The sequence below is a fragment of the Opitutus sp. genome (assembly GCA_024998815.1).
Classification (GTDB): domain Bacteria; phylum Verrucomicrobiota; class Verrucomicrobiia; order Opitutales; family Opitutaceae; genus Rariglobus.
Genome location: JACEUQ010000001.1, coordinates 1,402,548 through 1,419,423, shown reverse-complemented (window position 1 = coordinate 1,419,423; position 16,876 = coordinate 1,402,548). Strand labels below are relative to the sequence as shown.

9 protein-coding genes and 1 pseudogene are annotated in these 16,876 nt (G+C 63.0%); 6 read left to right on the top strand and 4 right to left on the bottom strand.

Features of this window, described 5'->3' with window-relative positions:
* Nucleotides 1–76: 76 nt before the first annotated feature.
* Both H2170_06155 and H2170_06150 read right to left on the bottom strand, forming a co-directional pair.
* Nucleotides 77–3,160, bottom strand: a complete 3,084-nt coding sequence (locus H2170_06155) for an efflux RND transporter permease subunit (GenBank protein MCS6299670.1) — start codon at nt 3,158–3,160, stop codon at nt 77–79.
* A 137-nt stretch (nt 3,161–3,297) separates the two neighbouring features.
* Nucleotides 3,298–4,398: pseudogene (locus H2170_06150) on the bottom strand (efflux RND transporter periplasmic adaptor subunit).
* Nucleotides 4,399–4,815: 417 nt separating this feature from the next.
* Between H2170_06150 and dnaK the strand changes: the two are divergent.
* The 3 genes from dnaK (at nt 4,816) to groL (ending at nt 8,859) form a co-directional block, all read left to right on the top strand.
* A complete protein-coding gene (gene dnaK / locus H2170_06145; protein MCS6299669.1) occupies nt 4,816–6,759 on the top strand; it encodes a molecular chaperone DnaK in 1,944 nt (647 codons plus the stop codon).
* A gap of 107 nt (nt 6,760–6,866) precedes the next feature.
* Entirely contained in the window at nt 6,867–7,166 is a 300-nt protein-coding gene (locus H2170_06140) for a co-chaperone GroES (protein ID MCS6299668.1), read from the top strand.
* 58 nt (nt 7,167–7,224) lie between these two features.
* On the top strand, nt 7,225–8,859 hold the full coding sequence (gene groL, locus H2170_06135; GenBank protein ID MCS6299667.1) for a chaperonin GroEL: 1,635 nt from the start codon (nt 7,225–7,227) through the stop codon (nt 8,857–8,859).
* A 302-nt stretch (nt 8,860–9,161) separates the two neighbouring features.
* Here the strand turns inward: groL and H2170_06130 are convergent, their stop codons facing one another.
* Nucleotides 9,162–9,590, bottom strand: coding sequence for a 6-carboxytetrahydropterin synthase (locus tag H2170_06130; GenBank protein ID MCS6299666.1), 429 nt, complete (start codon nt 9,588–9,590; stop codon nt 9,162–9,164).
* 172 nt (nt 9,591–9,762) lie between these two features.
* Here H2170_06130 and H2170_06125 point away from each other — a divergent pair, with 172 nt between their 5' ends.
* From H2170_06125 to H2170_06115, 3 genes are all read left to right on the top strand, one after another.
* Nucleotides 9,763–10,452, top strand: a complete 690-nt coding sequence (locus H2170_06125) for a DUF2760 domain-containing protein (protein MCS6299665.1) — start codon at nt 9,763–9,765, stop codon at nt 10,450–10,452.
* A gap of 82 nt (nt 10,453–10,534) precedes the next feature.
* Nucleotides 10,535–12,370 (top strand): Hsp70 family protein, encoded by a 1,836-nt coding sequence (locus H2170_06120; protein MCS6299664.1) that lies wholly within the window; start codon nt 10,535–10,537, stop codon nt 12,368–12,370.
* Between the two features lie 14 nt (nt 12,371–12,384).
* Nucleotides 12,385–15,405 carry an Hsp70 family protein gene (locus H2170_06115; GenBank protein ID MCS6299663.1) on the top strand — a complete coding sequence of 1,007 codons (3,021 nt, stop codon included), beginning with the start codon at nt 12,385–12,387 and terminating at the stop codon, nt 15,403–15,405.
* A 66-nt stretch (nt 15,406–15,471) separates the two neighbouring features.
* Here H2170_06115 and H2170_06110 read toward each other — a convergent pair whose 3' ends face one another.
* Nucleotides 15,472–16,752, bottom strand: coding sequence for a tyrosine--tRNA ligase (locus tag H2170_06110; GenBank protein MCS6299662.1), 1,281 nt, complete (start codon nt 16,750–16,752; stop codon nt 15,472–15,474).
* Nucleotides 16,753–16,876: the final 124 nt, after the last annotated feature.

Here is a 16,876-nt window from a genome sequence, read left to right as displayed (position 1 = left end):
ACAGCCACACTTGGTCTGCCTGCATACTTCCGCTGCTCCGCGCCGAACCCGCCCCGACAAAGCCTAACCGAATGGGTTAGGCTTTTTCGGGAGACTTGGCTTTGCGGCCGACCAACCGGTCGAAATACAGGTACACCACTGGGGTCGTGAACAGGGTCAGCAGTTGGCTTAAAATCAAGCCGCCCACGATCGCGTAACCGAGGGGTTGGCGTAGCTCCGAGCCGTCGCCGTGGCCCAGCGCCAAGGGGATGCCGCCGATCATCGCCGCCAGCGTGGTCATCATGATTGGCCGAAACCGTTTAATACACGCTTCGTGGATCGCGTCGTAGGCGCTTTTCCCCTGCACGCGTTCCGCCTCAATGGCGAAATCGATCATCATAATCGCGTTCTTTTTCACGATGCCGATCAGCAGTAAGATGCCGATGACGGCGATCACCCCGAGGTCGAAACCAAAAGCCCAGAGCGTGAGCAGCGCACCTAGTCCGGCCGAGGGGAGCGTGGAGAGGATCGTCAGGGGGTGGATGAAGCTCTCGTAGAGCATGCCGAGGATGATGTAGATCGCTCCGATCGCCGCCAGAATCAGCAACGGTTGGGATCTTAATGAGTCTTGGAAGGCTTTCGCTGCGCCTTGGAAGCCTCCGGTGAGGGATGCAGGTTGGCCGATGGTTTCACTCGCCCGCTCGATTGCCCTCACGGCGTCACCGAGGACCACGCTGGGGGCTAGGTTAAATGAAATCGTGACCGCGGGGTATTGGCCAAGGTGCGTCACGGTGAGCGGCTTGGGGCTGTGGGAATCGACCTTCACCAATGCGGACAACGGCACTTGTCCGCCGGTGAGAGGTGAGGGGATGAACAATTGATCGAGCGTGGCGGCGTCGCTTTGCAACTCGGGCAATACCTCGATGATGACCTTGTACTGGCTGACTTGGGTGTAGAACTGGGTGACTTGGCGCTGGCCAAAGGCGTTATAGAGAGCGCGGTTAATGGTGTCCGCCTGGATGCCAAAACGGGCTGCGGCGGTGCGGTCGATTTCGAGGGAAAGGGCCGGCGGACTGGCATCTTGGTTGGAGGTGACGTCGCGCAACTCGGGAAGTTGTTGGAGTTTTTCCAGTAAGCGCGGGGCCCATTTTCCCAATTCGGCCGCGTTGGCGTCACGCAGTGTGTACTGGTACTGGGTTTTCGAGGAGATGCCGCCGACGTTCAAATCTTGCCGCGCTTGCGGGTACAGAGTGATTCCCGGAATGGCCGCAGTTTTTTGGCGAAGGCGGTTCATCGCCACCGCCGCCGAATCGCGTGCGTGGCGAGATTTGAGGTTAATGAACGACCGTGCGGAGTTGAAACTACCTCCGGTAAACGTGCCGAATGACTCCACGGCGGGGTCGGCGGCGATGAGGGCGTTGACCTGGATAATGCGGTCATACATGCCGGCGAACGACATGTCTGGCGACGCCTCGATCGTGGCAGTGATGAAGCCGGTGTCTTGCTGAGGGAAAAAACCTTTGGGGATCGCCATGAACACCGCAGCGGTCAGGGCGAAGGTGGCCGCTAACGAGACCAAGGTGGCGCGTTGGTGGCGCAGGACGAAGTTCAGGCCTCGCGCGTAGCTGGTTTCCATGGCGAGAAGGAATCCTTCGAGCCGGCGGTCGCAGCGGCCGCGCCAGGTGGTGGCCGCGGGCGGGCGGTGCGGCCGCAGGAAAAGCGAACTGAGCATTGGCACCAAGGTGAGCGAGACGAAGGCCGAAATCAGGACCGCCACCGTGACGGTGACGGCAAACTCACGGAACAGTCGGCCGATGATTCCGCCCATCAGCAGCACGGGGATAAACACCGCGATGAGCGACACCGTGATCGAGAGAATGGTGAAACCGATTTCCTGCGCTCCCTTGAGTGCGGCGTCCATGGGCTTCATGCCCTCTTCGATGTGTCGGTAAATGTTTTCTAGCATCACGATGGCGTCGTCGATGACGAAGCCCACCGAGATCGTGAGGGCCATCAGCGAGAGGTTGTTGAGGCTGTAGCCGAGCAGGTGGATAACGGCAAAGGTGGCGACGATGGACACCGGCACGACGACGCTGGAAATGAGCGTGGCGCGCAGGTCGCGCAGAAATAAAAACACCACCAACGTGACCAATACCATGGTGAGCACGAGGTGGAGCTCCACCTCGTCGACCGAGGCGCGGATCGTTCGGGTGCGATCCGAGAGGACTGCGACTTTTACGGCTGGAGGCAGGGCGGCTTGGAGCTCAGGGATGAGCGCTCGGATGCGGGCGACGGTGGCGAGGACGTTGGCGTCGCTTTGTTTGTACACGACGATGACCATGCCGCGTTGGCCGTTGACCCAGGCGGCGGAGCGCACGTTTTCCGGGCCGTCGATGGCGCGGCCGATGTCGCGCAGGCGGATCGGGGCGCCTTGGCGGTAGGCGAGAATGAGGTCGTTATAGGGCTCGGCCGTGGTGAGTTGGTCGTTGGCGTAGATCGCGAGGTTTTGGCGTGGGGTATCGAGGCTGCCTTTGGGGGCGTTACTGGTGGAGCGGGCGATGAGGGTGCGCACGTCTTCCATGCCGAGGCCGAGGGCGGGGAGGCGCGCGGGGTCGAGTTGCACGCGCACGGCGGGTTTTTGTTGGCCGCTGACTCGCGCCAAGGAAACGCCACTGATTTGGGAAATCTGCTGGGCGACGACGTTGTTGGCGTAGTCGGTGAGCGCCGTGAGCGGGAGTACGTCGGAGAGAACGCTCACCAGCATCACCGGCGAATCGGCGGGGTTAACTTTGCGGTAGGTTGGCGGGGAGGGGAGGTCGAGCGGGAGTTGTCCGCCTGCGGCCGAGAGGGCGGATTGCACGTCCTGGGCGGCGGTATTGATGGAGACGTCGAGATCGAATTGCACCGTGATCGAGGTCGAGCCGAGCGAGCAGCTTGAGGACATCTGGGTGACGCCGGCGATTTGGGCCAACTGGGTTTCCAGTGGCGTGGCCACCGCGGTGGCCATGGTTTCGGGGCTGGCACCGGGCAGAGAAGCGGAGACTTCGATGGTCGGGACTTCGACTTGCGGAAGCGGGGCGACCGGCAGGAACGGGAACGAGAGCAGGCCGACGAGGAAAATTCCGAGCGTGAGCAGGGTGGTGGCGATCGGCCGCCGGATGAACGGGGTGGACAGGCTCATCGGGCGGCGGCTGTTGCTGGCGAAGCGGAGGAGGCTGGCATCGCGGCGGAAGCGGGAGGGGAAGCGGCAGGCCGTGGCGTGGTGGCTACGGGCGAGAGGGGCGTGGAGGGCAGATTAATCGCTGGGTTTAGAACTTCGATTCGGCTGCCAGGTTGGAGTTTATTTTGGCCTTCGCGCACGACTTGTTCGCCCGTGGTCAGGCCTGAGGTTACCACGGTGTAGCCACTGACGGTAGGCCCTAGCTGGAGGGGGCGCGCCGCCACGGTGGCGTCGGTTTTGACCACGTAAACGAAGGGGCCAGCGATGCCGGGTTGCACGGCTTCGGTGGGTACGACGATGGCGCGATCGAGGGTGTTAACGAGAACGCGGGCGCTGACGAATTGGCCTGGCCAGAGCGCTTGGTCGTCGTTGGCAAAAGTCGCCTTGAGCCGGAGGGTGCCGGTGGCGGCGTCGATTTGGTTGTCGATCAAGTCGAGTTTGCCGCTCGCCACCGGCAGGCCTTGGTCGTTGAGAACTTCGACGCTTAACGGACCGGCAGCGGGAGCGCCAAGGCGGTGGCGCAGGGCGGGAAGCGCTTGTTGGGGGAGGGTGAAATTGACGTGGATGGGACGCGTCTGGGTGAGCACGACTAAGCCGGCGGATTGGTTGGCGGTGACGAGGTTGCCGGCGTCGACGAGGCGCACGCCGGTGCGGCCATCGATGGGGGCGCGCAGGGACGTGAAATCGAGTTGGAGTTGGGCATTGTCGACGGCGGCTTGGGCGGCCTGCACTTGGGCGGTGGACTGGGCGAGGGTGGAGGCGCTTTGGTCGAGTTGTTGCTGGCTCGCGGTGCGGGCGGCGACCAAGGCGAACAGGCGGTCGTGTTCGCGGCGATCGTTGGCGAGGCGCGCCTCATCTTGGGACTTTTGGGCGAGGGCAAGTTGCAGCGCGGTTTGGGCGGGGCGGGGGTCGATCTGGGCGAGCAAGTCGCCCGCTTTCACCTCTTGGCCCTCGGTGAAGTTAACCGAGGCGAGTTCCCCGCTGACACGCGGGCGAAGGGTGACGGTTTGGTTGGCCTGCACGGCACCGAGGCCGGAGAGCCACAGCGGGACGTCGCGGGCTTCGGCGGTAAAGGTGCTAACAGCGATCGCGCGCGGCGCGGCGGCGGCCGCAGGAGTCTTGTGGCGCAACAGCAGCCACCCCGCGCCAAGCAGCAGCAAAACGAAGGGGATCAAAACGGGCGGACGAAGGAGTTTCATGGGCGAGGGGTAACGCTAAAAAGGCAGGCAAAAAAAGGGGGAGACTGGCAGCGAGTGGGGCTTTTTAAGCACTGGGGGCATGCGCGGAAGGGGAAGAAGCGGCAGCAGGAGAAGCGGCGAAGGAGGCGGCGGAAGCGGAAATCGAATGACGACTAAGCGTGGCGCAAAACAGGGGGTGTAATCGCTCGCCCGCATTCGCGGTCATTGAAATCTCTAGGTGTGGCACCCGACGCAAGCCTTGTGCCAACTCAAGTCTGTCTCCGGCTCTAAAGTGCGCCAATGTGTGTCAATGTGACGCTATTTAGCCTGGCTGATAAAGTATGCGGATGCGCCTTATTATTTTTAAATTAATGCTAGCTAATAACTAGTGATTTTTATTCGGTTATCGGCCTGTGCATTGCTTAGCCGATGTTCACTATGAGCCATATCCTAGGAATCGATCTCGGAACCACTAACTCCTGCATGTCCGTTATGGAAGGCGGGGAGCCTGTTGTTATCCCTAACGCTGAAGGCGCACGCACCACCCCCTCGGTGGTCGCTTTCACCAAAACCGGTGAGCGCATCGTCGGCCAAGCCGCCAAGCGCCAAGCCGTCACCAACCCGAAGAACACCATTTTCTCTGCCAAGCGCCTGATCGGCCGCAAGTTCAGCGAGTGCAGCGAAGAGGCCAAGAATCTCCCCTATAAGGTCGTAGCCGGCAAAAACGGCGACGCCGCCATCGAGGTTCAGGTCGGCGACAAGACCGAGCAGTTCGCTCCCCAGCAGATCGCCGCCATGGTCCTCGGTAAGCTCAAGGCCGACGCCGAGTCCTACCTTGGTGAGAAGATCACCCAGGCCGTCGTCACCGTCCCCGCCTATTTCAACGATGCCCAGCGCCAGGCCACCAAGGATGCCGGCAAGATCGCCGGTCTCGAGGTGCTGCGTATCATCAACGAGCCCACCGCCGCCTCGCTCGCTTACGGTTTGGATAAAAAGAAGGACGAAAAGATCGCCGTGTTCGACTTGGGCGGCGGCACCTTTGACGTGTCGGTACTCGAAATCGGTGACGGCGTGTTCGAGGTCAAGGCCACCAACGGCGACACCCACCTCGGCGGCGACAACTGGGACGAGACCCTGATTAACTGGCTGGTTGACAGCTTCAAGGCAGAGCAGGGCATCGACTTGCGTAAAGACCCGATGGCTCTTCAGCGCCTGAAGGAAGAGGCCGAGAAGGCCAAGATCGCCCTCTCCTCGACCCAGTCGGTGGACATCAATCTGCCGTTCATCACCGCCGATGCTTCCGGCCCGAAGCACATGAATGTAACGCTCTCCCGCGCCAAGATGGAGCAGGTTTGCGACAGCCTGTTCGAGCGTACCCTGCGCCCCTTCCAGAACTGCTTGAAGGACGCCGAGCTAACTTCCGCCAACATCGACGAACTCGTTTTGGTCGGCGGTATGACCCGTATGCCCAAGGTCGTTGAGATCGCAAACAAGCTCGCCGGCAAGCCTGCCCACCAGGGCGTGAATCCCGACGAGGTGGTCGCGATCGGCGCAGCCATTCAAGGCGGCGTGCTCCGTGGTGACGTTAAAGACGTGCTCCTGCTCGACGTTTCCCCGCTCACCCTCGGCATCATGACCGCTGGTGACGTGTCCACGCCGATGATCGCCCGTAACACGACCATCCCCACCAAGAAGTCGCAGGTGTTCTCCACCTACTCGGACAACCAGCCCGGTGTGGAAATCGTTGTCCTTCAGGGCGAGCGCTCCATGGCCCGCGACAACAAGAACCTCGGCACCTTCAAGCTCGACGGCATCCCGCCCGCCGCCCGTGGCACCCCGCAGATCGAGGTCACCTTCGACATCGACGCCAACGGTATCCTTCACGTGTCCGCTAAGGACTTGGGCACCGGTAAAGAGCAGAAGATCACCATCCAGGGTTCCTCCGGTCTCTCTAAAGAAGAGGTCGAGAAGATGACCAAGGATGCCGAACTCCACGCCGACGAAGACAAGAAGCGCAAGGAAGGCGTTGAGACCCGTAACCAGCTCGACAGCAGCATCTACGGACTCGAAAAGACCCTCAAGGAAAGCGGCGATAAACTCCCAGCTGACGTGAAGGCCAAGATCGAGACTGCCTTGGTTGACGCTAAGAAGGACCTCGAAGGCGGCGACACCGATAAGCAGAAGGCCGCCATGGAAAACCTGCAGAAGGTTGGCGCCGAGCTTTACGCTGCTGCTGAAAAGGCCGGTGCGGCCGCGGGTGCTGCACCTGAAGGCGGACCGGCCCCTGAGGCCGGCGCTTCCGGCAAAAAAGCCGAGAAGAAAGCCGACGTTGTCGATGCCGACTTCGAAGTCGTCGACGACGACAAGAACTCCAAGAAGTAATCCTTCTTTTCAATTTCGCCCGCCCTCCGACTTAGGGTCGTAGGGCGGGCGTCGTTAAAAAACGAAAAAACAACCTCCCAACCCAAACCCAAAAACCAAAAATCCATATGGCCAAAGCTAAGATTAAGCCCATCGGCGATCGCGTCCTCGTGAAGCATCTCGAAGACACCAAAGAACAAGTTCGCGGTGGCATCATCATCCCTGATTCCGCCAAGGAAAAACCGCAGGAGGCCGAAGTGATCGCTATCGGCACCGGCAAGAAGGACGAAAACGGCAAGGCTGTCGCTTTCGAGGTCAAGGTCGGCGACAAGGTCCTCATCAGCAAATACGGCGGCACCGAAGTGAAGATCGACGACGTGAAGTACACGATCGTTCGCGAAGACGACATCCTGGGCGTCGTTTGCTAACGTGTTGAGCGTTAACTCAAATCTGAATTCCGAACTCTAAAACACATATTTAATACACATGGCTGCTAAACAACTCCTGTTCGACGAGGCTGCTCGTCAGAAGATCCTCCGTGGCGTCGAGCTCCTTGCCCGCGCTGTCAAAGTCACCCTCGGGCCCAAGGGCCGTAATGTCGTCATCGACAAAAAGTTCGGCTCGCCCGCCGTCACCAAGGACGGCGTGACCGTCGCCAAGGAAATCGAGCTCCCCGACGCCTACGAGAACATTGGCGCCCAGCTGGTTAAGGAAGTCGCTTCCAAGACCAATGACGCTGCCGGCGACGGCACCACCACCGCCACCGTGCTCGCCGAAGCCGTCTACAAAGAGGGCCTCAAGCACGTCACCGCCGGTGCCAACCCGATCTACCTCAAGCGCGGTATCGACAAGGCCGTTGAGGCCGCCGTCGCCGAGCTCGCCAAAATCTCCAAGAAGGTGAACAACCGCGAAGAGATCCGCCAGGTTGCCACCGTTTCCGCCAACTGGGACAACACGATCGGCGAGATCATCGCTGACGCGTTGGACAAGGTCGGCAAGGACGGCACCGTGACCGTCGAAGAGGCCAAGTCCATCGAAACCACCCTCGACGTCGTCGAGGGCATGCAGTTCGACAAGGGCTACCTCTCGCCCTACTTCGCGACCAACGCCGAGAGCCAAGAGGCCCTCCTCGAAGACGCCTACGTTCTCATCCACGAGAAGAAGATCGCCAACCTGCAGGAGTTCCTCCCGATCCTCCAGGCCACCGCCAAGACCGGTAAGCCCCTCCTGATCATCGCTGAAGACGTCGAGGGCGAAGCCCTTGCCGCCCTCGTGGTGAACAAGATCCGTGGCACGCTCAACGTCGTTGCCGTCAAGGCTCCTGGCTTCGGCGATCGCCGCAAGGCCATCCTCGAAGACATCGCTGTGCTCACCGGCGGTCGCCTCCTCACCGAGGACCTCGGCATCAAGCTCGAAAACGTGCAGGTCGCCGACCTCGGTCGCGCCAGCCGTATCGTGGTTGCCAAGGAAAACACCACCATCGTCAAGGGTTCGGGCAAAGCCTCCGAGATCCAGGCCCGCGTGAAGCAAATCCGCCGCCAGATCGAAGAGACCACCAGCGACTACGACAAGGAGAAGCTACAGGAGCGTCTCGCCAAGCTCGCCGGCGGTATCGCCGTCATCAACGTCGGTGCAGCCACCGAGTCCGAGATGAAGGAAAAGAAGCAGCGCGTCGAAGACGCTCTCCATGCGACCCGCGCGGCCGTTGAAGAGGGTATCGTTTCCGGCGGTGGTGTCGCTCTCCTGCGCACCGCCAAGGCCATCGACGCCGCTATCGCCACCCTCGAAGGTGACGAGAAGCTCGGTGCCCAGATCATCCGCCGTGCCGTCGAGGCCCCGCTCAAGCAGCTCTGCTTCAACGCCGGCGTCGAAGGCGCTGTCGTCGTCCAGCAGGTGCTCGCCAGCAAGGGTGCCAACGGCTACAACGTCGCTACCGGCGTTTACGAAGACTTGGTGAAGGCTGGCGTGGTTGACCCGACGAAGGTCTCCCGCATTGCCCTGCAGAACGCCGCGTCCATCGCCGGCCTCCTGTTGACCACCGAGTGCATCATCACTGATGCCCCGGACAAGAGCCCTGCTCCCTCCATGCCCCAGGGCGGTGGCGGCGGCATGGACTACTAAGGTCCCAGGCTAAGCCGAGTCGCTTCAACAAAGCGAAACATCGCAAAGCCGGCGCACTTCACAGTGCGCCGGCTTTTTTGTGGTTTTATACCAGTTCCCGGGGGGGCTGAAATAAGCACGTTCCCGGGGGAGCGGATACCTGAGGGTAAACACCTTGAGCTCACGCTCAAGGCCACGGGGAGTGTGTTCGCGAAGCGTGTGGCCTTGAGCGTGAGCTCAAGGATGCCGTAAACCTCAAATTGAACGGCGAATCAGCATAAAAGCCGATGACTGCTTCGCGGCCGCCAAATAGGAACGCGAAATCAAACGGTCCAGGATGCGGCGTTTTTGGAGTCCTCGACCACCTCGACTGCGGTGACGAACGCGCGCCCACCGGTATGCTGGCGCACGAGCGTGTCAAACACTCCGTGGAGGTGACGGGCGAGCCCTTCGCACGAGCAGCTTTCAACCACGTAGGTTTTCCATGCCTCGGGGGCTGCGGCGACCAGCGTATCACGCAGCGGGTCTTCGGCATTGAACACACAGGCGTGGTCCAGGTGGAGGTTGATCCACTCACGCAAAAACTTCAGCTTGCCGAAATCCACGACGAAGCCGTTCGCATCCGGGACGGTGCAGCCGAAGGTGAGGGTAAAGGCCCAATTGTGCCCGTGGATGAGCGCGCAGTGCCCGTCATGCCGGTGCTGCCGGTGGGCAAAAGGGATGTCGGCGTAAGTTTTGCGGCAAGTGAGCATGGCGTTAAAAGGCGCAGTTACCCATGAACCGCCGCGTCTGCCAAGAAAAAGCTCCACCGGCCCAACCTGAATCGTGCGGTGTAGGGATACTCCGCTGGGAATTTCCGCCTTCTGCGCCCTCGTTTATTTTTGGAGTGAACTTTATCACTGGGATCGTTGTCTTGGGCCCTGTATGTCCACGCGTTCCTCTGAGTTCCGAGTCAGCACCGTGTTATCGCTCACCGCTTCGGCGCTCAGTGCCGGGCTGGGCATTTGGCTTTGGCTAAACGTCGAGCCGCCCGTGCGTTTCGCCGTTTACGCGGCTCTCGCGAGCTCGGGCTTGGCCTTCGCGTCTATTTTCTTTCGGAGCACCTCAGCGGCCCCCGAGTCGACTCCCGTGCCCGCGCCGCCGGTATCGATCCCTGCGCCCATCGCGCCGATCCCCGTGCCGGCCCCCGTTCCGCACACCCCAGCGCTTGATCCGGTGATGCTCGCCGATTCAGGCGCGCTGCGTTTGCTCGCCAAACTCCAAGAACAGGGCCGCCTGCTGGACTTCGCGATGGAGGACATCCGCACCGTGCCCGACGCGCAGGTCGCCGCCGTCGCGCGTGTGGTGCACACGGGGTGCCGCGAGGCGCTGCAAAGCACCTTCACACTGGAGCCCCTGCAAGCGGCCCAGGAAGGTTCAACGGTCACACTTGCCCCCGGGTTTGACCCTGAGGCGCACCGTTTGCTGGGGCGCGTCGCAGGTGCAGCCCCGTTTACCGGCAAACTCCTCCATCGCGGTTGGCGCAACACCGGTGCGGTTAAACTCCCCCATGCCAGCGATGCGGCGAAACCGCACTCCGGCATCATTGCTCCCGCCGAAATCGAACTCCGCTGAGACGGCACATGCGTTGTCGCCTCCGCCTGCTCTCAGCTGCATCGATCCCTCATTTTTCGCTTAACCGCCCCTTTGTTTCATCATGGACACCGCCTGCACTCTCGCCCTCGGCATTGACCTGGGCACCAGTAACTCGGCCGTAGCACTCGTCACGGGCCCCGAGCCTGCGCGTATTGTTCCGCTCATCCAGGCTGCCGGCCCCGGCGCGATCGAGTCGCTGCCGCTGTTGCCCTCCGCACTTTATTTGCCGCATCCGGACGAACAAGTCGCCGGCTCGTTCACCTTGCCTTGGACCGCAGGCAAGGACGCTCCGGTGGTCGGCCGCTTTGCTCGCAGTCGCGGCGCCCTCGCCCCGGATCGGCTCGTGACTTCCGCCAAATCCTGGCTGTGCAACTCCCGCATCGACCGCACGGCGGCCATCCTCCCCTGGCAATCCGAGTCGGTGCCTGCCGCCGCCAAAGTTTCCCCTCTCGACGCCACCACCCAGTTTCTCACCCACCTGCGCTCGGCGGTGAGTCACGCCGACGAACTCAACTGGGCCGCCACCCGCGTGGTGATCACCGTTCCGGCCTCCTTCGACGAGGCGGCGCGCAACCTCACCCGTGACGCCGCCAGCCGCGCCGGTTTTACCGAACCCCTCCTGCTCGAAGAACCCCTCGCTGCGTTTTACGCCTGGCTTGAAACCGCCGGCACCGACTGGCGCCGCCACGTGCGCCCGGGTGACGTCGTGCTGGTTTGCGATGTCGGCGGCGGCACCGCCGATTTCAGCCTGATCGCCGTCGGTGAAACCGCTGGGGCCTTGGCGCTCGACCGCATCAGCGTGGGAGAACACATCCTGCTTGGCGGCGATAACCTCGATTTGGCCCTTGCCCATGCGTTGCGCGCCCAACTCGAAGAAGCCGGCCAAGCGGTGGACGAATGGCAGTTTCTCGCCCTGGTGCAGGCCGCGCGTGACGCCAAAGAAGCGCTCTTTAATGACCCCGCTTTGCCAGGCGTTCCCGTGGCCGTCCCCACTCGCAGCGCCCGGCTTTTTGCCAGCACCGTTTCGACCCGACTCGAACGCCCATTGCTTGAAGCCATCGCACTCGACGGCTTTCTGCCCCTCACCGCGCCCACGGATTTCCCTACCGGGCGCAGCGCGGGTGGGTTGCGCGAATTGGGGCTCAACTACGCCGCCGATCCCGCGCTGAGCCGCCACCTCGCCCGTTTCCTTCAACGCAGCGAGCAAAACGTCGCCTCCTCCTCCGACTTGCAGGCCCGTGTGGGCAACGCACTCGCCACCCGTGCGCACGGCCTGCTGCGTCCGACCCATGTGTTGTTCAATGGAGGGGTGTTTAAGGCCGCGCCCATGCGCCGCCGCGTCCTCGATTTGCTCGCGGGTTGGTTCGGCGCTGCTCCCGTCGAACTCGCCGGAGCCGACTACGATCTCGCGGTTGCACGCGGGGCCGCAGCCTACGGTCGTTTGCTCAACTCCGGCGCGGGTGTGCGCATCCGCGCCGGCACGGCCCGTTCCTACTACGTCGGTCTTGAATCCACGGTGCTCGCCGTGCCCGGCTTCAAGCCCGCGATCAAAGCCCTTTGCGTTGCGCCCCAAGGCATGGAGGAGGGCACCAGCGCCACCCTCGCCGAACGCGAGTTCGGCCTGGTCGTCGGCGAACCCGTGGAATTCCGCCTCTTCAGCAGCACCGCCCGCGCCGGTGATCGTACCGGCACGCTCGTCGCCGATGCGCTGCGTGATCTTGAGGAAAGTGCGCGCGTCGAAACCGTGCTCCCCCCGGGTAAAGGCCTCGCCGAGGGCGACGTCATTCCCGTGCGGTTGGTTTCGCGGGTGAACGAACTCGGCGTACTTGAACTCCACCTACGCCACGCCGAGACCGATCGGACTTGGCGGCTGGAGTTCAAGGTCCGCACCGCCTGAGCCCGCGCTCGCCCGTGTCTGATCTCGCCTCCTCCAACGTCGCGCCTGTGCCGCCCTGCACGCTGAGCATCGGCATCGATCTGGGCACGAGTAACTGCGCCCTCGCCATCGTTTCTGCTGCGGCCGACGGCGCCGTGTTGCCACCGGAAATCGTGCCGATCGCCCAGATCGAAGAAGGGGGCACAACGCTCCTCGCCGACCTGCTTCCGTCGTTCCTGTATCACCCCCGGCCCGACGAGCAGGCAACGCTCGGCCCGTCGCCCGTTTGTGGCTACCTCGCACGCCGCGCCGCCCCGCGCACCCCGGGCCGCGTGACCCACGCCGCAAAATCCTGGCTCAGTCACCGCCTCGTCGACCGCACCCGCCTGATTCTTCCTTGGGGCAGCACCGAGGTTGCAGAAACCGAGCGGGTTTCGCCGGTGTCCGCCTCTGCCCAGCTCCTGCGCCAAATCTGGGCCAGCGCCCGTCCGCTGCTTTCGACATCGCTGGATCCCCATGCCGAAGACGCTCCCCCCGTTATCCTGACGGTGCCGGCCTCATTTGCGCCCGATGCTCAAGAGCTCACCCTCGCCGCTGCCCGTGAAGCCGGTCTGCCCGCTTGTGTGCGCCTGCTCGAAGAACCGCAGGCCGTTTTTTACGATTGGCTCGCGCGTCACGGCGGCTCCGCAGGGCTCAATTGTTGGCTGAAAGACCTCACGCCCGCCGTCTCTGGCGCGAAAACCTCAGCGCCCCGTTCGCTCAACCTGCTGGTTTGCGACCTCGGTGGAGGCACCTCTGATTTCAGTCTTTTTACCGCGCGTCTTGCTGGACCCGATGACGCGACCGGGCTGCCGCAGCTCGAACGCATCGCGGTCGGTGAGCACCTTCTGCTGGGCGGGGACAACATTGATGCCGCGCTCGCCCATCACCTTGAACGCGCATTGGGCGTGGCGCCGGACGCCCGCGCCTGGCCCGGGCTGGTTGCCGCCGCCCGCGACGCCAAGGAGGCGATACTCACTCGGGATGCAGCCGACACCACCCCGCACACCGTTGGCATCGTCCTTCCTAGCGGCGGACTTTGGGGGGGCACGCGCTCACTCACGTTGGACCCGGAGGAAGTCCGCAAACTCGTTGTCGACGGTTTTTTTTCCGCCTGCTCTGCTGACGCAAACCCGCAAAAACCCTCCAGTGGCCTGCGCGAACTCGGGCTGCCCTACGCCGCAGACTCCGCCATCACGCGCCATTTGGCCGCATTTTTGCGCGGGCATCACGTCGATGCCGTGCTCTACAACGGCGGCACCCTTGCCCCCGCATTCCTGCGCGAACGGCTCACCGGACTGCTGAGCGAGTGGCAGGGGCATCCCGTCGTGGAACTCGATAACCCGCGCCCCGCTCAGGCCGTGGCCCTTGGGGCGGCGTGGTATGGTGCGCAACTTCGCCGCGGCACGTCGCTCATCGCCAGCCATGCCGCCCACTCCTTCTGGATCGAAACGGGCACGACCAGGGCGGCAAGCGCCCAGCTATCAGCTAGGAGCTCCGAGCTATCAGCTAGGAGCTCCGAGCTATCAGCTAGGAGCTCCGAGCTATCAGCTAAGAGCTCCGAGCTATCAGCTAGGAGCTCCAAGCTATCAGCTAAGAGCTCCCAGCTATCAGCTCCAAGCTCCCAGCTCCTCTGTATTCTGCCCCACGGTACGCCGCTGGATCATCCGGTACGCGTTTCGCCTGACGGCCTGTTGGCGCGGGTTAACCAGCCGATTTCTTTCCGTCTTTACTCCGCCGCCCGCTCGGCCGCCGAAGTCGCCGGTGAAGTCCGCACGGCCAGCGCTGACTTTATCGCCCTGCCTGAACTCACGGCCATTTTACAGCTTCCGCCCGGGGCGCCGCTTCCCTCCAACGGCCTGCTTCCGGTGGCCGTCGAAGCCTCGCTCAACGCCGTCGGACTGCTCCGCGTGCGTTGTATTCCGCTTAATCAGCTCCCCGGTTATCCCGAAGCCTGGGACCTTCGCTTTACGCTGCGACAGGATCCTGCGACTCCAGCGCGTCCACTGGTATCACCGTCCTTAGCCGCTTCTGCCGCTTCTCAGTCGGACGCGCCGCTCAACTCCGAGTCGACTGCGTCCGCATTGCCAGCGGCGCTTGCGGCGATCGAAGCCGTTTTTTTCGGCACTGTTGCCACGGCAAAACTCAACCCACCGCGCTCCCTGATCCCCGAGCTGGAGCGTGTTCTTGGCCAGCCCCGCGCCGACTGGTCGCCCGCCACGCTTCGTGGTCTCTGGCCGGCGCTTGCCTCCACCCTAACGCGGCGGCAGCGCTCGCCTGATCACGAAGCGGTGTGGCTCAGCTTGGCCGGCTATTGCCTGCGCCCCGGTTGCGGTTGGCCTCACGATGACGCCCGCCTCAACGAACTTTGGCGTGTGCGTGAACTCGGGCTGGCGTTTCCCCGCGATCCGCGTGTTCAAGCCCAAGACTGGATTCTGTGGCGCAGGGTTGCCGGCGGCCTCGACGCGACTCGACAAGCGGCGCTGTGGCGGCGCTGGGAAAACCCGCTGCGTGGCACCGAGGTGCCCGCCGAGTTGATACGCGCCGCCGCCACGCTGGAGCGTCTGCCGCAAGCCACCCGGCTTGACCTGACCCGGCGCCTGCTTTCCCGGCTGCCGCGCATCACCGCCACGTCACCGGGCCAACTCGAAGCCTGGCTTTGGGCCCTCGGGCGACTGTGTTCGCGGTATTCGCTTTCAGGTGACCCTGCTGACGTACTGCCGCCCGCAATCCTGGACGAGTTAATCGCCACCTTTGGCGGCCTCAAATTCGGCGCGCATGCCCTGGCGGCATGCGCCGCGCTGACGCAAGCCGTGCGCTGCACCGGTGAGCGCACCCTTGATGCGTCTGCCGAGGTTCAAACCGCAGCCCTCGTTCTGCTGGAACGGTGGGGTGCAACCGCCGCGCAGCTTGAGCGGGTGCGCACGGTGGTTGCCCGTGATGAAGCCGCCGAGGCTCAAGCCCTTGCCGGCGATCGCCTGCCGCCGGGCTTGATTTTCGCCCGCAAACGCGGCTGAGCTAAAACCTGAAACCGGCGTCGGTTATAACCGACACTTGGGTTTCAGGTCTTTGCCTCGGGGCGTTCAATCCGCGAGGTTGAGGACGGCGTAGGTGCGTTTGCCTTTGCGCAAGAGCACGTGTTTTCCAAAAAGCAGGTCGGCGGTCGTGAGGGCGCGGGCGATGTCGGCGCACTTCACGTTGTTGATATAAACTCCGCCGCCCTCGATGTCCTTGCGCGCTTGCCCCTTGGACTGGGACAGCCCCGCGTGCACGAGTGCCTCGGTCAACGCCCAGCCGGGGGCGGTTAACTGAGCGGCGGTGACCGCCTGGGTGGGGATTTCGCCGACGACGTCACGGAAAACTTCTTCCGTCGTATCGCCAATTTCAGCACCAAAGAGGATCTCGCTGGCCTTGAGCGCGGCGTCGAGTGCGGCCTGACCGTGGACGAGGCGAACGACCTCGCGGGCGAGCGCCTTGTGGGCTTCGCGCGGGCCGGGGTTGGCGGCGTGTTTCGCCTCAAGCTCCTCGATCTCGGGGCGGGCGAGAAAAGTGAACTTGCGCAGGTACTCGGAGACCTTGGCGTCCTCGGTGTTGACGAAAAATTGGTAGAGCTTGTAGGCGCTCGTCTTGGTCGCATCCAGCCAGACTGCGCCGCTGGCGGTTTTGCCGAACTTAGTGCCGTCGCTTTTGGTGATCAGCGGGAAGGTCCAGCCCCAGGCGGTGGCGGCGAGTTTTTTGCGGATGAGGTCGGTTCCAGCGGTGATGTTGCCCCATTGATCGGAGCCGCCGATTTGCAGTTCGCACTGGGCGGTCTTGCGCAGGTGGTAGAAGTCGTGCGCCTGCAGGAGCTGGTAGCTGAACTCGGTGAAGCTGATTCCGGAGTCACCCTCCATGCGGGATTTAACCGAGTCTTTGGCCAACATGACGTTGATTGGGAAATGTTTTCCCACGTCGCGTAGGAAATCGAGCAGGCTGATGGGAGCGGTCCATTCGGCGTTGTCGACGAGACGGGCGGGATTGGCGGCTGCGGTGAAATCGAGCAGGCGGGCGAGCTGTTCTTTGATGCAAGCGATGTTGTGGGCGAGCTGCTCGCGGGTTAGAAGGTTGCGCTCGGAGGAACGGCCCGAGGGATCGCCGACCATACCGGTGGCGCCACCGGCCAAGGCCATGACGTGGTGACCGGCTAACTGGAAGCGTTTGAGCGTGAGTTGGCCCATGAGGTGACCGACGTGGAGCGAGTCGCCGGTGGGATCGAAGCCGCAATAGAGCGTGATGGGGCCCTCGTTCAGGCGCTTGGTGAGCGCATCAAGGTCGGTGCAGTCGGCGAGGAGTCCGCGCCATTGGAGGTCTTCGATCAGGGTCATAAAGGGGCTGACCGTTACGCGGAGGCGGGGAGCTGTCCAGCGCGGAGGCGGGGGAGGGGGCACACGGAATAATGACCAATGAGCAATGACCAAGCTCCAATGGCCACGGCGCGATGCCTACGGT